This window comes from Ketobacter sp. GenoA1, from assembly GCF_003671475.1.
Lineage (GTDB): Bacteria > Pseudomonadota > Gammaproteobacteria > Pseudomonadales > Ketobacteraceae > Ketobacter.
The window spans coordinates 414,427-437,876 of the sequence record NZ_RCHM01000020.1 but is presented as its reverse complement, the minus strand read 5'-3'; the positions used below and the strand labels follow the sequence as shown (position 1 = coordinate 437,876).

The following is a 23,450-nucleotide window of genomic DNA, read 5'->3' as shown; positions in this document are numbered from 1 at the left end:
TTCGGCCCCGGCGGCTCAGGCATCCAGTCTGGCTTTCAGGTTCTCCCGCAGCGCCTGCACAATGGCATAGAACACGGGAATCATGGGGGTGCCCACCAACAGCGCTGCCAGCATCCCCCACAGCACGGTGTGCCCTAATGATAGCTGGCTGAACATACCGGCACCGGAGGCCAGTACCAGCGGCAGGATCCCCAGTACGAACGAGAGTGCGGTCATACAAACGGCGCGGAAACGCAGGCGGCCGGCCTCCGCCGCCGCTTCCAGAATGGTGAGCCCCCCCTGTTCCCGCCGTTCGCGGGCAAATTCAACGATCAAAATGGCGTTCTTGGCCGCCAGGCCGATAAGCAGTACCAGCCCCACCTGGGCAAACAGATCCAGGGCCCCCAGTTGCGGAATGCCCAGTTGGCCCACCATGAGCAAACCGCCAATGGCACCGGCCACGGCAATAGGGACCACCAGAATGATGGCCGCGGGCACCGACCAGCTTTCGTACTGGGCCACCAGGAACAGATAGATAAAGACCATGGCCAGGGCAAAGGCAATGACCGCCTGATTGCCGGCCTGGGCTTCCTGATAGCTCATGCCGGTCCACTCCACCTGGTATCCGCGGGGCAGGACATCCGCCGCAATCTGCTCCAGGGCCGCCATGGCCTCACCACTGGAAACTCCGGGTGCGGTGCTGGCCCGCAGCACCGCGGAACGGTACAGGTTGTAGCGGGTGCCCACGTCTGCCCCGAGGATGGGATCGACGGTGATCAGGGTGGCCAACGGCACCATATCGCCGTTGCTGGAACGCACATAGAGGCCGTCGATGTCTTTCAGGCTGGAGCGAAACTCCGGCGAGGCCTGCATCATTACCCGGAAGGTTTGCCCGAACAGGGAAAAATCATTGATGTAACTGGAACCCAGCTGACTTTGCAGGGTGGAGAAGATATTGGTCAGCGGTACGTGCAGGGTTTTGGCCTTGTTACGGTTGATGTCGATAAAGTATTGCGGCACGTTGGCGCGGAAGGTGGTGAAGGCATCCACGATCAGAGGCGATTCGTTGGCCGCAGCCGCCAGGGTTTGAATGGCGCCGGCCAGCTCCTCGTGGCTGCGGCCCTGGGTATCTTCCACCACCAGTTCCAGGCCGCCCACCAGGCCCATGCCGGGAATCGACGGCGGCGGGAACGTCTGCACCAGCGCCTCGGGCACCTGTTGATACGCAGCCCGATTGAGGCGTTGGGAAACGGCCAGTGAAATGTCTTTCATATCCGGCCGCTCATCCCAGTGCTTGAGCACCAGAAAGCCGGCACCGCCGTTACTTTGCGCGGCCCCGGCCAGGATCGAATACCCGGACAGGAACGTGGCCGATTCGACGGCGGGATCGGCATCGACGATGGCCTGCAGTTTTTCCATGACATTCTGGGTACGGGTGATGGAGGCCGCATCGGGCAATTGCACATTGAGCATGAGCACACCCTTGTCTTCCACCGGTACAAAACCGGTGGGAATGACCCGTGTGCCTACTAAGAGCAGGGCCATGAGCGCGGCAAAGCCGACGGCCACCAGCGAGCGGCGCTTCAGCATATAACCAACCGCCGAAGAGTAGCGGTGGGTGACCCCCTCGAAGCCCTTGTTGAAGCCCCGGTACCAGCGGGGCTGCTTGCTGCTGCGGCGCAATACCAGGCTGGCCACCGCCGGGCTCAGGGTCAGGGCGCAGACCGAAGACAGCACCACCGCCACGCAGATGGTGATGGCAAACTGGTTGTACATTACCCCGGTGATACCGGGCAGCATGGCCACCGGCAGAAATACCGCCAACAGTACCAGGGTGGTGGCCACAATGGGGCCGCTGACTTCTTCCATGGTGCGGGTAACGGCGTCCTTGGTGCTGATGTCCGGGTCTTCATGCAGATGGCGGTCGGTGTTTTCCACCACCAGGATGGCATCGTCCACCACGATACCAATGGCCAGGATCAGGCCGAACAGGGTGACGGTGTTGATGGTCATACCGGAGACCAGCATCACCGCGAAGGTACCAATCAGCGAAACCGGAATGGCCACTGACGGCACCAGGGTCGGGCGCCAGTCGCCGAGAAAAACAAAGGTGATCAGAATCACCAGTGCCACCGCCTGCAGCAGAGAGGTGGTCACCTGGCTGATGGAGACTTCCACATAGCGGGTGGTGTCGTAGCCCACCACATATTCCAGGCCATCGGGGAAGGTCTTTTGCATCTCGGCCAGCTGGGCTTTCACCGCGTCGCCGGTAATCAGTGAATTGGCGCCGGGTAGCAGGTACACCGCCATGACGGTGGCCGGTTGATTACGGAAACTGCCGGATACCTTGTAATCCAGCTGTCCCAGTTCTACCCGGGCCACATCCCGCAGCCGCACAATGGCGCCCTGATCGGACACCCGCAGCACGATGTTCTCGAATTCCTCCCGGCTTTTCATGCGGCCTTTCAGTTGCAGGGTGTATTCCGTGCTCAGGTTGCCGTCATAGGGGGGGGCGCCGATTTTACCGGCCGGTGCCTGCACATTCTGTTCCTGCAGTGCGGCGTTGATGTCGTCGGTGGTAATGCCCAGTGCGGTCATCTGGGGTGGGTTCAGCCACAGGCGCATGGAATAATCAGCGGTGGAAAACATCACCGCATCGGATACCCCGGGTACCCGTTTCAGGCGGTTCTGAATATTGATCAGGCCATAGTTGGCGATGAACAGTTCATCCAGGCTGCCGTCCGGGGAGTACAGGTTGATGGTGAACAGGATGTCCGGAGAAATCTTGTCAATGGTCAGGCCCTGGGCCCGCACTTCCGCCGGCAGGGAGGGCTCCGCCAGTTTCACCCGGTTCTGCACCCGCACCAGGGCCATGTCGGGATCGTCCCCCACGCCAAAGGTGATGGTAAGGTTATAGCTGCCGTCGTTGGCGGAATTGGAAGACATGTACTCCATGCCCTCCACCCCGTTGACCACATCTTCGATTACCTGGCCCACGCTTTCTTCCATGACCAGTGCCGATGCACCGGGCCATCTGGCCTGCACCTTGACCTGGGGCGGTGCCACCTCGGGATACTCGGACACCGGCAACAGGGTCATGGAGATGAGGCCTGACAGAGTGATGATCAGTGCGATCACCATGGCGAACTTGGGGCGTTCAATAAAGGTTTTACTGATCACTGGGCTGGGCTCCCGGCAGCGGGCTCGGTGGCCGGTTTGTATTCGGAAACCTTCACTTCGGTACCGGGGCGGACTTTCTGTACGCCGCGCACAATGACCCGCTCACCGGCATCCAGGCCGGAGTTCACCAATACGTTTTCGCCAAAGCGCTCACCGGTGGTGAGGTTGATGCGCTTCACCGTGTTGTGCTCGCCCACTGCCAGAACATAAGTACCCCGTTGGTCCACCTGCAGCGCTGCCTGGGGAATCATCAGCCCCATGATGGGCTCCTTCACCCGCACCACCGCCTGCACGTAGAGGCCGGGGCGCAGCAGGTCATTGGGGTTGGGGATGGCGGCCCGGGTTTCCACTGTTCCGGTGGAGGGGTCCACCCGATTGGAAAAATAGTGGATGGTGCCGGTGTGGGGGTACTCGGTGCCGTCCGGCATGGTCAGTGCCACCTCGAAATCCTCTACTTTGGCCTTGGCGTCCGGCCGCTGCGCCACCAGCAACAGCCGCTCCGGTAACTGGAACACCACTTCCATATCGTTTTTGCCCACCAGGGTGGTGAGCACCCCGTAGCCGGGGCTGACCACATCGCCCACAGACGGTTTGGCACGGCCGACGCGGCCATCCTGCGGGGCCTTGATGGTAGTGTACTCCAGATCCACCGCGGCACTTTCCACCGCGGCCTTGGCCGCTTCCACCGCCGCCGTGGCTTCCAGTTCACGGGCTTCCAGAGTGTCGTATTCAGATGCGGAGATGTAGCCGTCTTCCACCAGTTTTTTGCCACGGGCAAAATTCTTGATGGCATTGGCTTTATTGGCTTCTGCCTTGGCCAGTTCCGCCTTGGCCCGGGCCAGTGCCGCTTTGTAGGGGGCAGGGTCAATGTCGAACAGGGGCGTGCCGGCGCTCACATCGTCACCTTCCTTGAAGTGAATGGCCAGCAGTTTGCCGGTAACTTCCGCAGTGATATTGACGTCGCTCTTGGACTCGACGTGCGCGTTGAAACCGCGCTGCGGGTAATAGGGCTGTTCGCTGGCAATCACCACGAACACTTCCGGCGCCTGCGCCTCCGGTGGCGCTTTCTTTTCGCAGGCGCCCAGTAACAGGCTCAGTGCGAGCACGCTTAACGCAATAATACGGTGTTGCATGGTGATCTCCAGATCGGTCGATAACAGTATGATGAGTAAACCTTATTGCGCCTTGCCCAGCATGGCCTTGCCCAGGCGGCGCTGATCAGACGCCGCTTCCACATTGCCATTGTGCATGTACCAGCGAATGGCATGCATGTCGCCGTAGTGGCGGCCCACGTCCTTCAGCTGGTGGCCCCGTTGCTTCAGGTCGGCCAGGGCCGCGCTGTCAAATGCGTCGGTTTCGTGTTGTACCACGTCCGGTGCGAACTGGTGATGAAAGCGGGGCCGGTCCACCCAGGCCTGGGGGCCTCGTTGTTGCAGTGCCTCCAGCAAGCCCAGGAATACCATGGTGATAATGCGGCTGCCACCGGGGGTACCGATCAGGGCGAACTGGCGATTATCCTTGGGGCCGTATTCCATGAAGGTGGGGGTCATGCTGGACAGGGGGCGCTTACCCCCGGCGATGGCGTTGGCCTCGGAGCCGATCAGGCCATAGGCATTGGGGCTGCCGGGTTTGGCTGAAAAGTCATCCATCTCGTTGTTCAGCAACACTCCGGTACCGGCGACGGTAACGCCGGAACCAAACGGCAGATTAATGGAGAGGGTGGCGGCGACCTTGTTACCCTGCCGGTCAATGATGGAAAAATGCGTGGTGTGGGTACCGGAGCCGGTCTGCTTGGGCAATCCCAATTCGCTGCTGGGGGTGGCGTGCGCCATGGAGATGGAGCTGGCCAGGTTGTCCAGGTAAGCAGCGCTGGTGAGGCGGGCGATGGGGATGTCCACGTAGTCCGGATCACCCAGATACTCGGCGCGATCCCGATACGCCCGGCGCATCACTTCGATCAGCAGGTGGGTGCGATCGGCACTGGATTTGGTGTCCAGATTGAACAGCGACAGCATGCCGAACATCTGCGCCAGGGCCACGCCACCAGAAGAGGGGGGCGGGGCGGACCAGATCACCGCATCGGCGTACTGGAAACGGACAGGCTCACGCTCAATGACCCGGTAGTTGGCCAGATCCTCCAACGACCAGATCCCACCGTGGGCGTTGGCGCCTGCCACCAGACGTTTCGCCAGCTCGCCTTTATAGAAGCCGTCGAAGCCTTTTTCGGCCAGGGTTTTGAGGGTGCTGGCCAGGCCCTGCTGCACGATGAGGCCGCCATCGGGAACCTTGCCATCGCGCAGGAAAATCCGTTTGCTGGCCGGGTAGCGGCGTAAGGTGGAGGCGCGCATTTCCGCCAGATGCCGGTAGACCTTGTTGACCGGAAAGCCGCCGGCGGCCAGGCGAATGGCCGGCGCCAGGGTGTCTGCCAGCGCCAGGGTGCCATAGTGGTCGGACAGATGAACGAAGGCCGCGGCCTGCCCGGGAATGCCCGCCGCCAGGGCCGTATTGGTGGCTTTATCGCGATCCACCTTGCCTTGTTCATCAAGGTAGAGATTTTTGTGGGCGGCCCCCGGTGCCCTCTCGCGGGCATCCAGCATGATGGTTTTGCCGTCCTTACCCCGCTGCAGCATCCAGAACCCACCACCGCCGATGCCGGCGCTGTAGGGCTCCACCACACCCAGCACTGCCGCCACGGTAATGGCCGCGTCAAAGGCGTTGCCGCCGGATTCCAGAATTCTGATGCCGGCTTCTGTGGCCAGCGGGTGAGCACTGGCCACCGCCGCCTGCTTGGGGAGCACACTGGCAGAAGCGTGTGAACCGGCCAGAATGGCCAGCAAAAAACAGAGTCGAATCAACATGTTCCTTCCTTAGAGCAGACGAAAAAAAAGGCCCAGTGGCCTTTTTAGTGGTTCCGGTCGCAGAAGTCCAGTGTTGCAGGTCAGCCTTCTGCCTGTAAGCGCTCGTACTTTTCCATCAACTCCTCTTCGGACTCCACGTGCTCGGGATCCAGGGGGATACAATCCACGGGGCAGACCTGTTGGCATTGGGGCTCGTCATAGTGACCCACGCACTCGGTGCACTTGCCGGGATCAATGATGTAAATTTCGTCACCCTGCGAAATGGCGCCATTGGGGCACTCGGGTTCGCAGACATCGCAATTGATGCAATCGTCGGTGATGATCAGGGCCATACTGTTCTCTCTGCTGAATGACGGTATGCGTCAGTTTACTGGTGAGCTGCCCGTTCATCCACGGACAGTCCGTATGGATATTAACCGTGTTTTGCCTGCAATGCCTTCAGTACCGGGCCCGGTACAAAGGGACTGACGTCACCACCCAGGGAGGAGATCTCACGTACCAGCGACGAGCTGATGAAGGAGAGATGCTCCGACGGGGTCAGAAAGGCGGTCTCGATGCTGTGATCCAACGCCCGGTTCATGTTGGCCAGCTGGAATTCGTATTCAAAGTCCGATACGGCCCGCAATCCGCGCAGCAACACATTGGCCTTTTCCTCCTGGCAGAAGAACACCAGCAGTTTGCTGAAGCCTTTGACTTCCACATTGGGCAGGTGGGAAACCACCTCCCGGGCCAGCTGGATGCGTTGTTCCAGATCGAACAGGGGCTTTTTCTTCTCACTGGCGGCGATGGCGACCACCACTTCGTCAAACAGACGTGAGGCCCGTTCCACCAGATCTAAATGGCCATTGGTAATGGGATCAAAGGTTCCGGGGTATACGACGCGAGTGTGTGTGGTCATGGCTTACGCTCACCTTGTCAAAATGAGGGCGCAGATTAACGTAAGCCAGTGTCAAGCTCAACCGGTGTGCGGGCTAGGCCGAGGTACGGCGCCGGGCCAGGATCAGGGTGATGGTACCGATCAGCATCATGGCCCCGGCACCGATCAGGTCACCATACTGCGCCGTGATCGCAGGCGCGGCCAATCCGGGCGTACTCACCAGGGCGAGTGCGGTGAATGCAAGGGGTTTCATGTTTTCTACTCCGGGGTCATCCTTGTAAAACGATCGCGCATGGCCAAGCAACACTTAAGCCAATTAGTTTTTCTACAGTAAAAACAGTACCATATCGCTTTCGCGCCATAAGCCCCTGATGATAACTGTTAAATTTATCGACGCCCAGTAACTTTCATATTCGAAGTAAAATAGGTGGTTTTAACGGTTTGCTTGGGGTGCTTGGCCGGGTTCCGGCCCGGTTAGGCAATGTCAGGCGCGCCCCGGCGCCATCGGGAATTGTTAAATAATTCGACATAGGCACGGTGTGGCCGAAGGCGCCTATGCTATGCTTTTTTAAACCCTTTTTCAGTCACTTAGAGCCATAGCTGGCGGTATGTTTGTTCGAATAAAAGAATTACGTAGCGGGCTTGGCCGCAAGTTTTTTATCCTGGTCTTTTTGGCGGCATTGCTGCCGATGTTGCTGTTCGCCTCATTCTCATACAATTATGTGGGCAATGCCCTGCTGCGGGAGAGTCAGGTCAGCCTGCGCAAAGAGGCCCGCTTCTACAGCACCATTCTGTACGAGCGCCTGTTATTGGCCAGCAGTCAGGTGACGGCTGCCTACCAGGCGCAGGCGTTCGACACGGCACCGAAGACACCGGCGGCCCCCTTTAAGCGCCTGCTCCGCATCAACTGGGAAGCGTTTGAGACTGCAAGCGCACATCTGCCCCCACAGCAACAGCTGGCGGCGCGCCAACGATTGCAGCAGGGGCAGCGGTTTCTGCTGACCACTCCCGATGGCCGGGCTCTGCTGCTGCAGCCAGTGGGGGCTGACGCTGCGGACGATGGTTTGCCCCTGTATCTGGCGGAACTGGACGTTGCGTTTCTGTTGGGTGACAGTGAATCCCGCAATCCTGATCTGAATTATTGCGTATTCGGCAGCGATGCGCGGCCTTTGTATTGTTCCCGCATCCAGGAAATCAGCCGCAGTGGTTTTATCGTGTTGGCGCAGGAGCAGGGTAACCGTTCCAACTTTCAGGTGGACTGGAACAATGGTACCGCCGTGCAGCAGGTGAGCGTGCGCAGTATTTTTTTGGATCAGCAGTTTGGTGTGGCCCAGCCCTGGCGGTTGTGGGTGAGCCACCCGCGGGCGGATGTGTTCAAAACCCTGCAGGTGATGCAGCGGGTGTTGTCGTTGATGGTGGCGGCGACGGTGTTGCTGGCGGCGTTGGTGAGCGTGATGCAGATTGGCCGCATTCTGCGGCCGTTGCGCCAGCTGATTGATGCAACCCATGCAGTAGCTAATCGTAATTTTGAAATCAGTCTGTCCATACCCACTAAGGATGAGCTGGGTGATCTGGCGCAGGCTTTCAACGACATGGCCCAGCAAATCGGTAAGCAGTTTCAGTTGTTAACCGGGCTTTCGCGGATTGATCAATTGATTCTGAACGTACCGGATCCGGATCAGGTGGCACAATCAACCCTGAACACCCTGCAGGATTTGGTGACCAGCGATGCGGCGGCGGTGGCGCTGCGTAATCCGGATAACGTGGACGAGATGTGGCTGTTTACCTTTACCCGCAGTAATGGCCGCTATCAGATGCTGCAACAGACCCTGAGCGACGATGAAAATCACTGGCTCTGTGTGTTGCCACCCAGTCACCGGGCATCGCTGAGCGATGCCAAATACCTGGGCTGGCTGTGGCCGCAGCGCAAGGAATTGCTGGGGGGCAGCACCTATTTGTTTCCGATTCTGGCGGCGGGAAAAAACCGTGGCGTGATGGCGTTGGCGTGGGAAAAATCCCATCGGCTGTCGGAACAGGATCGCAGTCTGCTGAAAGACTTTGCCGATCGGTTGGCCGTTGCCATTACCGCAGTGCGCCGTGAGAAAAAACTCTACCGGCAGGCGCATTTCGATACCTTGACACAATTGCCCAATCGTCAGTTGCTGAAAGACCGCCTGGATCAGGCCATCAAGCACGCCACCAAAAGCAACGGCGCCGGCGCGGTGCTGTTTGTTGACCTGGATAAATTCCAGCAGGTGAACGACACCGACGGACATTCCCTGGGCGACCAGATTCTGATTCGCACAGCCGAGCGTTTACAAGTGTGTGTCACACTGGAAGATACCGTGGCACGGCAGGGTGGTGATGAGTTTGTGATTGTCCTGAACAACATTGACACGCCCATGCGGGCCACCCGGGTGGCGGATAAAATCATTACCATGCTGGGGTCGCCCTTTTCCATTGATGGCAAAAAGTTTTTTCTCAACAGCAGCATCGGCATTGCGGTGTTCCCCAGCGACGGCTTGGATGTGGAAACCCTGTTGCGCAAGGCGGATACCGCCATGCACGGGGCCAAGGCACAGGGCGGGGGCCAGTACCGCTACTTTGAAGAGGAAATGAACCGGGCTTCCCAACGCCGGGTCACGGCGGAGCATCGTATTCGCAGTGCGCTGGAAAACAAGCAGGTTGAATTGCGGTATCAGCCGCAATGGTTTTGGCAGAGCGCCGAGTTCAGTGTTGAGGCGCTGGTACGGATACGGGATGCGGAAGCCGGCCTGCTGGTGCCCGCAGAGTTTATCGACGTGGCGGAAGACACCGGCCTGATTCTGGACGTGGGCGAGTGGGTATTGCGGGAGGCCTGTCGGCAGATGGCGGTGTGGCGCATGGAAGACGTTCCGGTAAAACGCATCTCGGTGAATGTGTCCGGTTTACAGCTTGAGCGGATGGATTTTGTGTCGGTGGTGCAATCGGCGGTGGACGACGCCCGACTGGATTACACCGATCTGGAACTGGAAGTAACCGAATCCATTCTGATCATGGACTCCGAAAGCGCGGCCCGTAAACTGGGCCAGTTGAATGCTTTGGGGGTCACCATTGCCATTGATGATTTCGGTACCGGTTATTCGTCGCTGAGTTATCTGCATCGCCTGCCTTTCGATCTGGTGAAGATTGATCAACAGTTTGTGGCGGGCATTGGCGATAACGATGCCAGTGAGGCCATCACCCGCAGTGTGGTGGATCTGGCAAAATCCTTTGACAAGAAAGTGATTGCCGAAGGGGTGGAAACCAAAGCACAACTGACCTACCTGAAAAGCATCGGCTGTGATGCCATGCAGGGATACTTGCTGAGCCGGCCGCTGACTGCCGACAAGATCACTGCCTTTTTCAAACAGTTCCGCCCGGAGCAGGAACTAATCTGAACCCCGGAACAACGCCTCTTGCTGACGAATCCGGTCCAGCATGCGCAGGGTTAACCCCCACACGGTTTTATCGCCAAAACGATAGCAGGGCAGCTGCAGGGAAAAATGCCCCTGCTTCCAGGTCAGCGAACTGCGTTCAGCCGCCGTATTGAAAAATGCCAACGGTATCCACAGGGCATCGTCGCATTCGTGATTAAGATTGAGGTCGTCACCGCCCAGCCAGTGAAATAGGTATGGGGTAACCAGCATGGGGGCTCCGCTGCGATGACTGCGGGTCAGCTGGTGGGGTAATTTCTGTTGCAGGCGGCCGTGATGAAACAGGTCCAATCCGGTTTCTTCCCAGGTCTCCCGAATGGCGGTGTCTTGCAGGGTGGCATCTTCGATCTGCTTGCGGCCACCGGGAAACGCCATATCCCCGGACCAGGGATCACCGGGTTTTTTCGCCCGCTGGATAAAGAACAATTCGCAGCCCTGCTCACGGTACCGATACAGTACCGCCACCGCCGCCTGGTCGATCCAGCCTCCCAACTGCATATCAGTATATGGACGGCTCGCCCTGAGGGCGGCTCTTGAAGCGTCGGTGCTGCCACAGATACTGGGCAGGGTAGCGACGGATATTGTTCTCGATACACTGGTTCAGCAGTGTGGCATCCATCACCGCATCTCCCGTGGGGTAGTCCAGGGCGGGCTGGACCTCGATGTGATAGCCATCGTCGCGGCGCCCGAACAGAACCGGGATCACCGCGGCGCCGGTGATGTTGATGAATTCCGGAGTTTTGGCGATGGTGGCGGTCTGCACACCGAAAAAGGGGGCGAACACGCTGAAGCGGAATCCGTAGTGCTGATCCGGCAGGTAGAAGGCCACGCCACCCTTGCGCATGTGGCTGAGGAAGGGGCGAATGCTGCGATTGGGCACGGGAATGGTGTAGCGCGACCGTTTCAGGGCGCTGTACTGCTCGAACAAATCGTTGTGGGCCGGTTTGTACATGGCGGCCGTGGGTTGGCGTTCCGAAAACATGCGCAGGCACAGTTCCAGGGAGGTCATGTGGGCGGCGATCAGCATGACACCCTTGCCGTCCGCCCGGGCTTTTTCGATATGTTCCATGCCGCTCAAGTGGCACAGCGGGTCCACCCGTGCAGGCTTGCCCCAATAGGCCAGGCCGATTTCGATGAAGCCGATGCCCAGCTCATCAAACGCGTCATGGAACAGTTGTTTCTGTTCGGCCTGGCTCAAATTCGGGAAACATACTTCAAGGTTGCGACGGGTCACGTGGCGGCGCTCGGCACTGATTACTTTGACCAGCCGACCCAGGCCACGGCCCAGGGCCAACTGTAACCGGAAAGGCAATTGCGCCACGCTCCAGCCCAGACCCAGCAGCAGCCACACCGGCCAGAAGCGGGGATGATAGTGGCGGGTTTCGATGTTGTAGGCACTCATTGCTGCAGGTTGATCCGGTCGCTGTCCAAAAGAGGCGCAATGATAGCACATCGGAGCCGGTGCAGAATGGCTCTGCCGACTCCGGTTGCAGGTGGTGCGGGCAGCTTAACCCTGCAGTTGCTGCGCCAGTGCGGTTGCCTGTTTGGCCACCATGCCGTAAATGGAAAGCTGTGGATTGGCGCCGATACTGGTGGGGAACGTGGAGCCGTCCATAATGTGCAGACCGTCCAGATGGTGGAATTTACCCATGCTGTCCACCACCGATGAGCGGGGATCCTCGCCCATTCCGCACCCTCCCATGACATGGGCACTGCCCACCCGCATCTTGTTGATGTCCATATCCAGTTCATCGATCTGCTGCAGGGCCGCGCCGAGTGAAGTAGTGTAGCGGCTCATGCTGTGTACCGGGCGCACGGATTGGGCACCGGCGGCGAACTGGATTTCGGTCATGGTTTTCCAGGCCCGCACAATCCCCTCGCGCAGGTATTCGTTGATCTCATAGCGGATACCGGGGATGCCGTCGTCCCGCAGGAACACTTCGCCGCCCTGGCTTGCTTCCACAAAGCCATCCCGCAGTAGGGCGATCATCATATTCAGATGGGGCAGGCGATTCATTTGATCCGAGTGCGCCTGGCCGTGCAGCATGCCGATGGAGGCCACAAAACCGGGGTGCATGGGGGGCACCTCCAGTTTGAAGCCAACGGGGCCGGTGACGCCGTCACGCCATTGGAAATGATCGGAATACACGGACTGGGGTGCACCGTAATAGCCATCAATGCGCTCCGGAAAATCCCCCAGGGTGGCCGGCACCGGATGCAGGAAGGTGCGTTTGCCGATGCGTTGATGCGGGTCCGGTGCGTCGGAGCGCAGCAACAGACCGGGGCCATTGATACCACCGCAGGCCATCACTGTATGCCGGGCCCGCACCTGTAGGCTCTGGGTGCGGTCGATGCCGTTTTCCGCCAAACCGTAGCCAACCACACCCCTGACCTGATCGCCTTCGATGATCAGTTTGTCGGCGCGGGCGCGGTAGACCAGTTCCGCTCCTTGTTGCAGGGCACCGGGAATAGTGGTGACCAGCATGCTCTGCTTGGCATTGGTGGGGCAGCCGGTGCCGCAATAGCCCAGGTTCCAGCAACCGTTTACATTGCGGGGAATGATCTGCCAGTCGTAGCCGAGTTTTTCGCAGCCCTTGGAAATGACGCTGTTGTTGGCGTTGGGCAGCATTTTCCATTTGCTGATGTTCAGGCGCTGTTCCATTTTCTCGAACCAGGGGGCCATTTCCGCTTTGCTGAAGCCTTTCAAACCGTGTTCCCGGGTCCAGTGCTCCAGGGTCTGATCCGGGGTGCGGAAGCTGGCGGTCCAGTTTACGGTGGTGGAGCCGCCGACGGTGCGACCCTGCATAATGGTGAAGGCACCGTCGGCAGTGCCGCGGGTAAGCCCTTCCTGATACAGGCTGCTGTAGGCTTTCTTTTCCTGCATGTCGAAATCGTTGGAGGTCTGCAGGGGGCCTTCCTCCAGCATCACGACCTTCAATCCCTGTTGCGCGAAGATCTCAGCGGCGGTACCGCCACCGGCACCGGTGCCGATGACCAGCACGTCGCAGTCCAGATGCAGGGGTTGTTCCAGGGTGGCACCGTTGTAGGTAACCCAGCCATTGGCCATGCCCTGACGAAAGATATCGGGGATATCCTTGACGATGGTTTTATTGCTCATGTTGTTCTCACTCAGCTGGGGATATGTTGGGGTGGGCCTGGGTAGATGGCGTCGGTCCAGTTGTCAGGCTGGTCGTAGTACATCAGGGTGGGCAGCTGGGTGAGCAGGACATAGCCCTGCCGCAGCGTATTGAAACGGCTGGTCTGCCAGCGCTCCAGAAAGGCCAACACGTCCGCTTCACCGGCTTCCTGCCAGCTGGGCCAGACGCCTGCCGCCAGAACCCGGAAAGGCGCCAGGTAAAGCAGATCAAACAGTTCGTGCACCTGCTTTTGGGTCTGTGAGGTGGTGTGGATCAGGAACTGGTCAATATCCTGCAGCAAAGCATCCAGCTTTTGTTGGCGCGTGCCTGGATCGGTGGGAAAGTTGCCTTGCAGCACAGCGGGCGCGACGGCGCTGAGGATGATCGCATCTTTTTGCCGCAGATAGCTCAGTGAATGGAATGCTCGAGTGGTGTCGTCTTCAATGGTGTGGCTGCTGCAACCCTGCAGTGAACCCAGCATACCGGCACCGGCCAGCACACTGCTTCCAACCACACCCAACTTCAGAAACGACCGGCGGGCAAACGCGGGGTCTTGGTTTGGGTGCATGATATTACCTGCTTCAACATTATTGTTATTGGATCCGGGGGCAGCCCTCTGTTCTATCCCGATTCCGGATCGTACGCTTCTTTTTAAAGCAATCAGCTTAGACCGATTTGCGACCAGATATCAATCATTATTACTGATCTGTGCTCCGCTTCTACTTGAGTAACGGGTGATGGACTGTGATCGCGTTGAGGTAGTGATACAAATAAAGTATTATGTCTCATTCCCCCTATGGGCGGGTAGGTCTGTGATGTTCCCCGTAGAGCTTGATGATCCCGGTGCTGGCTCGTAACAGTGCACATCCAGTTTGGCTTTTGGCGGTCGTTTTGTTGCCGACCTCCTGAGGTGTTTCCGGTCATAGGAGCCCCGAATGCTGTTGTCGAGTCGTTTGAGTCATGGATGAAACGTCGTTTAGCCGTAAATTGTCTTTGTCCGATGTCAGCTATGCTGCCAGCGGTTATCGCCAGCATCATGATCATCAGTTGGTCTGTCAATTGGTGGTTCAGGGGCAGGGCAGGATAGCTGAACCAGCCTTGCTGCAGGCGGTGCAGGAAGTGGCTCGATTCTGTCCGGCGGCACGGGTGCGTCTCCGGGGCTGGTGGGTCGCCAAGCGCTGGTCTGCCTGTGGGCCACTGCCCCGGGTCAGAGTGGTGCAGCGGGAGTGGGATGGACTGTATCATCCCGGCCTGGATTTTATTGATACGTCTCTGGATTTGATTGCCGGGCCGGTGGCGGAAGTCGTGCAAGTGGTGGGACGCAGCACTTATCTGGTTTTCCGAGCCCATCATGCGGTGATGGATGGTGTCGGCCTGATGGATTTTGCACGGGCTCTGTTTAAGTTGCTCAATGGCATTGAACCTGAGCGCTATGATTCCAAGGTGCGCCTGGAAGATTTGCCTCCGGGTAATGTTGCTGCCATACCGTCACCGGTTAGCCGGGCGCAGATACCCTTTGTGCCACAGGCCGCCGCGGCGCTCGATCGCAGCAGACTCTGGCGGCGTGTTTCGTTGCCGGGTACGGACAACAAAATTCTGCTCAAGACGATGCTGGCACTGTCCCGGCTGGCCGGTGGCGACCCTGTGTCACCGGTTCGCATTCATATGCCGGTGAGCCTGCGGCGCCATATTCGCCAGGAGCGATCTCTGTCCAACCTGATCGGTATGCTGAGAATGGATATTGATGTGGCGGATGATTGCAAAGCGGTTGTACGTAAGATCAAGCAGGCCATGGGAGAACAGCAGGAACTCCCGGTGGCGGTGAATTCCATTACCTCAAAACTGGCCTTTGCGGTGCCGCTGATGGTGCTGCACTGTCTGCAGAGTCTGGTTATCCGCAGCGTGTTGCAGCGGCCCCGTTTTCGTTGCAGTGCCACGACCTCACATATTGGTTTTGTGGACCTGCAGGCGTGTTCCACCGCAACCTTTGCTGCGCACACGGTGTTTGGAATACCGGTACCGCCGCTGGGTACTCCGGTGATGGTGGTGATGATGACTAATCAGCACAGTACGGAAATGGTAGTGTCCGTCAATCGCACGCTGTTGAACGATGAGGGGGCGGATGCACTGGTGGCGCGTTTGAGGGCGCTTATCGAACAGTATGGTGAAAGGCGGATGGAACGACACAAAAAGATTGCCGTTTGATTAGACGCTCCTTTAGTGGTCGGCAGCAGAGTGTAGTGGTCGGCAGCAGAGTGGTCGGTAGCAGGAAAATAGTAGCCGGAAAACGCAGCCTTGGCCCCAACAGGCGCACCGGGGGGGGTACGCCTGTTGGGGCGGGGTGTCAGGTTCAGTCGGGCTTGAAGGCCATCTTTAATACCATTTTGTGAATACGGCGATTCCAGGGCGGGAACAACAGTTTGGCCGGGTTAATCTTGCCTTTCTGCACAATGCCCTTGGATTTGCTGAAGGTCAGGAAACCTTCGTAACCGTGATAGTGGCCCATGCCGGAGGGGCCGATGCCACCAAACGGAATATCCTCCACCGCCACGTGGGACAACGTGTCGTTGATGCAGCCGCCGCCGGCGTGGGTGTGGGTCATCACGTAATCGGCCCGTTCCTGATTGTAATCGAAGTAGTACAGTGCCAGGGGGCGGGGGCGATCATTGATGTACTGTACGGCCTGCTCCAGATTATCGTATGCCTTCACGATCAGCAGTGGGCCGAAGATTTCGTTTTGCTCGATCAGCATGTCTTCGGTGGTATCAAATACCATCGTCATGGGCATCTTGCCGGAGCTGGAGAAGTCTTCGTTGGCGGGATTGATGGCCACGATCCGGGCGCCTTTTTCTTCGGCATCCTGAAGATAGCTTTTGAGACGGTTCAGTTGTCGCTCGTTCACCACCGAGGTGAAGTCATCGTTGTCCCGCATGCTCGGATACCAGGTGGACACCACGTCGGTGAAGGCCTGGGTGAACGCTTCCTGCTGGGAGCGGTGTACCATTACGTAGTCCGGCGCGACGCAGGTTTGCCCGGCGTTGATGCATTTGCCCCAACTGATGCGCTCGGCCGCTTCTTTCATGGGGAAGGATTCATGAATCACCACCGGGGATTTGCCCCCCAGCTCCAACGTTACCGGAGTCAGGTTTTCCGCCGCTGCGGCCATCACGTGCTTGCCCACATTGGTGGAGCCGGTAAAGATCAGGTGATCGAAGGGCAGCTTGGTAAAGGCAATGCCCACATCCGCTTCACCGCTGATCACCGCCACCTGATCCTCCGGATAGATTTCGGCGAGCATGGCTTGCATGGCGTCCGCTGCATTGGGGGTAAACTCCGACATTTTGATCATTACCCGGTTGCCGGCGGTGAGGGCGGCAATGGCGGCATCCAGTGCCAGGAAATAGGGATAATTCCAGGGTACGATGATGCCCACTACACCCAAAGGCTGACGAATGATCTTGGCCTTGGCCGGGCGCATGTTCACCGGCATGCTGCGGCGTTCCGGTTTCATCCATTTGCGTACATTCTTTACGTGATATTTGATCACTTCCACCAGTGAAACCAGTTCCACAAAGCGTGTTTCCGTGGGGCAGCGACAGCCGAAATCCTGGTTCACGGCCTCCACCAGCGCGTCTTCGTGGCGGATAATGGCGTTTTTCATGCGTTTGATGGTGCTGATCCGCTCTTCCGCGCTGGGCATGGGGTGGGCGTTATAAGCCGCTTTCTGGGCTTTAAAGATACGCTCCATTTCGACCATTTGCGGATTGTGATCGGCGATTTTGGCAACCTTGGCGACCATGTGAGTTTCCCTCTGTGTTTTCGTGTCAATTATATGTGGGAGCGCGACGGTTGGTGGAAAACCCCACACAAAACAGCCTCTGGAGCGCCCCGGGTAAACAACATATCCTGTTTTAGAGCTTTTGCTCTAGTTAGTCAATGGCGGCGGGTGACGGGGATTGGCTGAGTGCTTGCCGTTGGCTAAAACGGTAAGGCCATTGGATGTCCGTGATACGCAACTAACCCATATGGTCTATTGACCGCCACGGTGTCCGATTTCATTATTGCCAGCCGGCGTATCGAGAGGTGGATGTCCACGCATGAAAAAAAACACACGCAACAGTTGGAAAGTCAGGGTGGAAAGCGGTTTTGAGGCGCTGGGCTTGATGATGGGCCGACATCCCTGGCTGTGGTTGCTGGGCTGTGTGCTGGTGGTGGGCGCCTTGTCGTCACAACTGGGCCGACTGGAAAAAGACACCAGCATCGAAGGGTTTCTGGAGAAAGGCTCAACTGAAATCCAGCGCTATGACGCGTTTAAGGAAACCTTTGGCCGGGATGAGATTTTTATTATCACCCTGGACGTGGAGACGCCGTTTACGCAGGCCTTTGCCACGCAATTCCACGCCTTGCACCGGCAGCTTGAGGACGAAGTTCCCTATGTTGATAAAGTGGAATCCCTGGCCAATGCCCGTTACACCTATGGCGAGGACGATACACTTTACATCGAACCATTGTTGCCCGAGGTGTTGCCGGAGGATCCCGTTGCACTGGAGCAGCTCAAACGCTATACCTTGCAAAACGAGAACTATCGCAATTTCCTCATTTCCGGTGATGGCCGGATGCTGGCCATATTGGTGCGCTTAAGCTCATTTACCTACACCCAGGATGCCAATGGTGACTGGCAGCGGGGGTACATGGGGGAAGATGAAACCCGGCAGGCCGATGCCCGCATTCGCGAAATACTGAAGCCGTATCAGGGCGTGCTTTCCGATGACATCCGGCTCACCGGCAGTATGCCCATTGCCATTACCCTGTCGCACATTCTGGAACGGGATTTTACCGTCTTTTCCGCGTTGGCCAATCTCTTGATCGGCGCGCTTCTGTTGGTGATTTTCCGGCGTTTGTCCGGTGCTTTCATGCCGCTCATCGTGATGTCGCTGGGAGTGTTGGTCACCATGAGCCTGATGGCCATACTGGGTACGCCGATTCAGGTCAGCACCTCGATTTTACCGGCTTTTCTGCTGGCCGTTTGCGTCGGGGACAGCATTCATCTGCTCACCATTTTCTATCGTAATTACGATGCCGGTGATGACAAGGTGCACGCCATGGCCGGTGCCCTGGGTCATACCGGACTGGCCATGCTGTTCACCAGTATTACCACCGCCGCCGGATTGGCTTCGTTTGCCACCTCGGATCTGACATCGGTTTCCGCCCTGGGTGTGTACGGCGGGCTCGGTTCCCTGATTGCGTTCCTGCTGACAGTATTGGTATTGCCCTGTCTGATTACCCTGTTGCCCATAAAACGCAGGCCATTGCCCCCGGATGAACGTCAAGGCCTGCATACCGTGTTGGCGTGGTTTGCCCGGGTTTCCACGCACTATCCCAAACCTATTGTCGGTGCGGGTATGTTGCTGTTTGTTGTCGCCACCGTCATTGCCAGCCAGCTTACTTTCTCCCACTATCCTCTAGCCTGGTTGCCGCAGGACAATGCGGCGTTGCAGGGCATTCGCAACTATGAACAGCGTATGGGGTCCACCATCAACTTTGAAATTCAGCTGGATACGGGGCAGGATCGTGGCGTGATCAATGCGCCACTGTTGCAGGCGCTGGACAGGGTTCAGCAGCAAATTGTCACCTGGGAAACGGACAACTGGCGCATCGTCAAAACGCTCAGTGTGGTCAATATTATCAAGGAGGCCAATCGGGCATTGCATGACAATGATGACGCTGCGTTTTCCGTGCCCGATGACCCTGCTCTGATCAGCCAGGAATTGTTTCTGGTGGAACTGGATGAACCGGAAGATGTGTTGAGTGTGGTGGACAAGACTTATCGGGTCGCCCGTTTGACCGTCACTACACCCTGGTTTGACGCCATTCATACCCAGGCCGTAGTGGATCGGCTGCGGGCTCAGCTTGAAACAGAGTTGCAACCTTATGGGGTGGATATCAGCTTCACCGGAGTAGCGCCCATTATGGGCGTGACCTTTGCAAAAATGTTGATATCCACGGCGCAAAGCTATGGCTTTGCCGCCATTGTGATAACTCTGATGATGATCATGTTGATCGGCAACATTAAGTTGGGGTTACTCAGTATGATCCCCGCACTACTGCCGATTCTGATTGTGCTGGCGGTCATGCAGTTGCTGGGTGTGCGGCTGGACATGTTGACCATGCTGGTGGGGTCCATCGCCATCGGCCTGACCGTGGACGACAACATCCATTTTATGCATGGGTTTCGAAAAATGTATTTGAAAACCGGTGACCCTGCTTATGCGGTGCAAACCACCCTGCTGTCCACCGGGCGTGCCATGCTGATTACCTCCATCGTGTTGAGCATCGGCTTTTCCATCTATACCCAATCCCTGATGTCCAATATGGTTGCCTTCGGCATGATCACCGCGGGCTGCATTGTGCTGGCGCTACTGGCCACCTATCTGCTGGCGCCGGCGTTGATGATGCTGGCCCACAAACCCCGGCAGCAACAGCCGCCGGGAGTCACCAGCCGGAGTGTGCGGGCGCCGGCTGCCCAGTCACGGGCCGGGCTCTGACCGCAGGCAGCGGTGCCATACCCCGGCGCTCAGCGTCAATCCAGACTAAAAACAGCAGCTTAAGTGCGTGAATCGCGGTTAAATTATGTAAATTTGTCTGCCTGTGCGGAATGATTCCGTTAATTTCCGCCTGGATTTGCTATCATTGATGGATTATTAATCAATAAAAACAAGACAGGCTGGGCTGAATGGGTAACTCCGTCAAACTCGAAGTATTAACAGGGCAGGAATTGATTGACCGTCGCCACGTTTCCGATGTTTCGCCGCAGCGTTTTGTGCGTGATTATTTTCTTCCCAACCGCCCACTGATTATTGAGGGTGCCACTGCCGGCTGGACCGCCGCCAGTTGGACGTTGGATAACCTCAGCCAGTATCTGCCGGACCAGAAGGTGTCGGTGCGAAACAATCAATCCGGCGTGCTGTTTGATGCCAATACCATGGCATTTGAGGCAGCGGACATGCCCTTGCACCAGTACCTGCACCTGTTGCGCTCCGGCGCCAACAGGACACCCATGTACCTGGCGCAAACCAATCTCGCCAGGATGGTGTATCGGCCGGAACGGTACGTGCCGCGGCTGGACTACCTGCGCACGGCGGATTATCACCTGCAAAGTAATATCTGGGTGGGCACACCCGGATTGGCGACACCTTGTCATTACGATTTTGCGCATAATTTTTACCATCAGATTTATGGCCACAAGCAGATCACGCTGTTCGCTCCGGAAGATGCTGCCGGTTTGTATCCCAATCCGAAGATCCCGGCCATCAGTTTGGTGGATGTGGCCGCACCGGACCTTGACCGCTTTCCTGCGTTCAGCCGCGCTACGCCGATTCAGTTTGTGGTCAGCCCCGGCGATTCGGTTTTTATCCCCGCCGGCTGGTGGCATTATGTGGCCTCCACCTATGACAATAATATTTCCATCAATCAATGGTTCCTGCGCCTGTGGAGCCGCAATACGCAGCAATTGAAAATGATTCCTCCCATGCTGAACCACGCGTTCCGTCATATGTTTTTGTCTGAAAACCGCTAACGCCATTGAGATAACCCTCCCCTCTTAGACAGCTATTAAAAAAGACTGGCGCGTCAGGTCAGTTACCGGCGTCACCTCACTCAGGGAAAATATTTCCGTTTGGCATTCTGAATGGAACGAGTGGGGCGCGGTGAATTTCATCACCCTATTGGGTGATTTATCCCGGTGTTCGCTTCTTCTACTCTGTGCTGAATAACAACAATCAAAGCCGAGTTTAAAGGAGATGAACCGTGCTCAATTCAAGACCGCGTAGCTGGAACACGCTGCTAAGATTATGTTTGTTTACCCCATTGTTTTCCTTTGCCGCCGGATGTAACGCGGGCTGGCAAAACGATCAGGAAATGGTATTGAAAATATCCTGGCGTGATGGATTTTTCTCGCAGGGGTTTCCCACGGATCTGCGCAATGATGATAACAATATCGATGTGGCTGATTTTCCACGGCCACTGCAACTCTTTTCATTAACCTATAAGAATCTGATTAACAACACAGACTTTGGTTTCTCACCGGCAATGCCTTTGTATATGCAGTTTGAAACCGGTCTGCAGGTGTCGCCCACCATGGCAATGCTTGGTCCAGTGGATTTTGACAGCAGCGATGCACCGGTACAGGTAATCGATATCGATCCGCAGTCGCCGGATTATGGGGCACGCTACCCATTGGCCATTGAGGTGACCACAGCCGCTGATCAGTATCGCCCACAGAATCTGCTGCAAGTGCGCCCTGTGGGCAAGCCGCTGCGTGAGAAAACCACCTATGCGCTGGTGGTTAAGCGCGAGTTTGCCGCCAATGCCGACACCATTGAGGCCAACGCTGAATTAACGGCGTTACTGGAAGGCCGTAACCCCTGGTTTGTGAACCCCCTGTTGTTGCCCGGCCAGGCGAGTAAGGCCAAGCAGGTCTACGCACCGCTGGCGCAGTTTATTGCGGCGCAGGATTGGGCCGCCGATGACATTATCGGCGCCACGGTCTGGACCACCGGCGAGGCCAGCCGTTATATCCGCAACGTGGTGGAGAAAACCGCCCAGTGGCAACCCTCGGCACCGCTGGTTGATTGGCAGTTGCGGGAAGAAACCGCCGACTATTGCGTACTGGAATCCAGCTGGCAGGCGCCGGTGTTGCAGAAAGGGGTGATACCGTTTTTTACCGGCGGCACCATTGAATACGATGACCAGGGCAACCCTTTGGTGCAACGTACCCGTACCACGCCGATCATCATTACCATTCCCAAACAGACCATGCCCGGCACGGGTTTCCCCATGCTGCATTATCACCATGGTACCGGCGGCTTGGCGACCCAGGTCTTTGAGCGCGGCTTGACCCAGGCCGATGGCAGCCAGAGCTATCTGGGGAGCCCGGCACAAGTGGCGGCGCAGCGGGGTTGGTCGGCCGCGGGCATGGGAGGACACCTGGGGGCCGATCACCAGGAGCAGCTGCGCCTGCTGGATATTCTACTGGATCTGATTCCCGGCTTTACCCTGAATCACGCCACCTATAATTTCCTCAATCCACAGGCGATGCGGGATAACTTTGCCCAGATGGTGGCGGAACGTACTTTGTACCGCTCTCTGGTGATGAACCTGTCCCTGGATGCAGCGTTGTGTCCCGATGCGACTTCCGCCAGCGGCGAGTTTTACTTCGACAGTAGCCGCCAGGCGGTGATGGGGCAGTCCCTGGGTTCCATGACGGCCACGGCGGTGGCAGCCAACGACCCGCAAGGTTATCCCGGATTGATCGCCACCGGCGCCGGTGATTTTGGCTTGGGGTTGGCCCTGTTCTATTCCATCGATGACACCGATGTGGGGGGTGTGATTGAAGATGTCTACCTGAACGTTGAGCCCGGGGCCGTGGTGGGGGATCTGTTCCATCCGGTCTGGGCGATGGCGGAACTGGCTTTAGCCCCGGCCAACATTTCCCTGCAGTCCGCAAAATGGTTCCAGGCGCCGCAAGATGCTCCGCCCGCCCCGCACATTATGGTGGTGGAAGGCCATTACGATGAGCAGGTGACCCTGCCCATGCAGCGGCCGTATCTGATCAGTCTGGGTGCGGATTTCGTCAATGAGGAATTGCCGCTGCCGGCACAGAGTCAGTTGTTGCCCGACCTTCAGGTGGCCGGTTACGAGCAGCGTTTTGCGCCGGTGTCCGCCAACCGGGACGGGCGCACGGTTGGGGTGGTGCGTTATATGGAAGACGGCATCATGACCGGACACCATGTGACGTTTCAGTATCCCCAGCCCCAGCATCAATACGGCTGCTTCCTGCAGGATCTGGCAGCCGGCCTGACACCCACCATCATTCGGGGCGAGAGCCTGGGAGGGAATTGCCGCTAACTCTGTGATTTGAAGTTGTTTTTTATGTTTGCGTTGGGTCGACGTCCAAGGCGCGATC

General features: G+C 57.7%; 16 protein-coding genes. 5 read left to right on the top strand and 11 right to left on the bottom strand.

The genetic code is table 11. The features are described from left to right. Nucleotides 1–15 precede the first annotated feature (15 nt). The 6 genes from D9N13_RS07965 to D9N13_RS07940 all read right to left on the bottom strand — a co-directional run bounded on the left by D9N13_RS07965 (nucleotide 16) and on the right by D9N13_RS07940 (nucleotide 7,147). Nucleotides 16–3,159, bottom strand: coding sequence for an efflux RND transporter permease subunit (locus tag D9N13_RS07965; protein WP_290588009.1), 3,144 nt, complete (start codon nucleotides 3,157–3,159; stop codon nucleotides 16–18). Then, on the bottom strand, nucleotides 3,156–4,292 hold the full coding sequence (locus D9N13_RS07960; RefSeq protein ID WP_290588007.1) for an efflux RND transporter periplasmic adaptor subunit: 1,137 nt from the start codon (nucleotides 4,290–4,292) through the stop codon (nucleotides 3,156–3,158). Before D9N13_RS07960 ends, D9N13_RS07965 begins: the two co-directional genes overlap by 4 nt. Before the next feature lie 42 nt (nucleotides 4,293–4,334). Next, the gene (ggt, locus tag D9N13_RS07955; RefSeq protein ID WP_290588005.1) at nucleotides 4,335–6,017 is read right to left on the bottom strand and encodes a gamma-glutamyltransferase; all 1,683 of its coding nucleotides are present in this window, start codon (nucleotides 6,015–6,017) and stop codon (nucleotides 4,335–4,337) included. An 80-nt stretch (nucleotides 6,018–6,097) separates the two neighbouring features. After that, nucleotides 6,098–6,349, bottom strand: a complete 252-nt coding sequence (locus tag D9N13_RS07950) for a YfhL family 4Fe-4S dicluster ferredoxin (protein WP_290588003.1) — start codon at nucleotides 6,347–6,349, stop codon at nucleotides 6,098–6,100. Between the two features lie 80 nt (nucleotides 6,350–6,429). After that, nucleotides 6,430–6,915, bottom strand: coding sequence for a pantetheine-phosphate adenylyltransferase (coaD, locus tag D9N13_RS07945; protein WP_290588002.1), 486 nt, complete (start codon nucleotides 6,913–6,915; stop codon nucleotides 6,430–6,432). A gap of 73 nt (nucleotides 6,916–6,988) precedes the next feature. Continuing rightward, nucleotides 6,989–7,147 (bottom strand): hypothetical protein, encoded by a 159-nt coding sequence (locus D9N13_RS07940; protein ID WP_290588000.1) that lies wholly within the window; start codon nucleotides 7,145–7,147, stop codon nucleotides 6,989–6,991. A 355-nt stretch (nucleotides 7,148–7,502) separates the two neighbouring features. Between D9N13_RS07940 and D9N13_RS07935 the strand changes: the two genes are divergently transcribed. Continuing rightward, nucleotides 7,503–10,313 carry a putative bifunctional diguanylate cyclase/phosphodiesterase gene (locus D9N13_RS07935; protein ID WP_290587998.1) on the top strand — a complete coding sequence of 937 codons (2,811 nt, stop codon included), beginning with the start codon at nucleotides 7,503–7,505 and terminating at the stop codon, nucleotides 10,311–10,313. Here D9N13_RS07935 and D9N13_RS07930 read toward each other — a convergent pair. From D9N13_RS07930 to D9N13_RS07915, 4 genes are all read right to left on the bottom strand, one after another. Next, on the bottom strand, nucleotides 10,305–10,847 hold the full coding sequence (locus D9N13_RS07930) for an NUDIX hydrolase (protein ID WP_290587996.1): 543 nt from the start codon (nucleotides 10,845–10,847) through the stop codon (nucleotides 10,305–10,307). The genes D9N13_RS07935 and D9N13_RS07930 overlap by 9 nt on opposite strands. A 1-nt stretch (nucleotide 10,848) precedes the next feature. Next, nucleotides 10,849–11,751 carry a lipid A biosynthesis acyltransferase gene (locus D9N13_RS07925; RefSeq protein WP_290587994.1) on the bottom strand — a complete coding sequence of 301 codons (903 nt, stop codon included), beginning with the start codon at nucleotides 11,749–11,751 and terminating at the stop codon, nucleotides 10,849–10,851. A 105-nt stretch (nucleotides 11,752–11,856) separates the two neighbouring features. Continuing rightward, entirely contained in the window at nucleotides 11,857–13,467 is a 1,611-nt protein-coding gene (locus D9N13_RS07920; RefSeq protein WP_290587992.1) for a GMC family oxidoreductase, read from the bottom strand. Nucleotides 13,468–13,478: 11 nt separating this feature from the next. After that, nucleotides 13,479–14,054, bottom strand: coding sequence for a hypothetical protein (locus D9N13_RS07915; protein ID WP_290587990.1), 576 nt, complete (start codon nucleotides 14,052–14,054; stop codon nucleotides 13,479–13,481). A 392-nt stretch (nucleotides 14,055–14,446) separates the two neighbouring features. Here D9N13_RS07915 and D9N13_RS07910 point away from each other — a divergent pair, with 392 nt between their 5' ends. Then, the gene (locus D9N13_RS07910; protein WP_290587988.1) at nucleotides 14,447–15,691 is read left to right on the top strand and encodes a hypothetical protein; all 1,245 of its coding nucleotides are present in this window, start codon (nucleotides 14,447–14,449) and stop codon (nucleotides 15,689–15,691) included. Between the two features lie 145 nt (nucleotides 15,692–15,836). Here D9N13_RS07910 and D9N13_RS07905 read toward each other — a convergent pair whose 3' ends face one another. After that, the gene (locus tag D9N13_RS07905) at nucleotides 15,837–17,285 is read right to left on the bottom strand and encodes a coniferyl aldehyde dehydrogenase (protein ID WP_290587986.1); all 1,449 of its coding nucleotides are present in this window, start codon (nucleotides 17,283–17,285) and stop codon (nucleotides 15,837–15,839) included. 298 nt (nucleotides 17,286–17,583) lie between these two features. On the opposite strand from D9N13_RS07905, the gene D9N13_RS07900 reads away from it, so the two are divergent. The 3 genes from D9N13_RS07900 (at nucleotide 17,584) to D9N13_RS07890 (ending at nucleotide 23,392) form a co-directional block, all read left to right on the top strand. Continuing rightward, nucleotides 17,584–20,031 carry an efflux RND transporter permease subunit gene (locus D9N13_RS07900; RefSeq protein ID WP_290587984.1) on the top strand — a complete coding sequence of 816 codons (2,448 nt, stop codon included), beginning with the start codon at nucleotides 17,584–17,586 and terminating at the stop codon, nucleotides 20,029–20,031. Between the two features lie 188 nt (nucleotides 20,032–20,219). Further along, a complete protein-coding gene (locus D9N13_RS07895; protein ID WP_290587982.1) occupies nucleotides 20,220–21,062 on the top strand; it encodes a cupin-like domain-containing protein in 843 nt (280 codons plus the stop codon). Between the two features lie 230 nt (nucleotides 21,063–21,292). Further along, a complete protein-coding gene (locus D9N13_RS07890; RefSeq protein ID WP_290587980.1) occupies nucleotides 21,293–23,392 on the top strand; it encodes a hypothetical protein in 2,100 nt (699 codons plus the stop codon). Nucleotides 23,393–23,450: the final 58 nt, after the last annotated feature.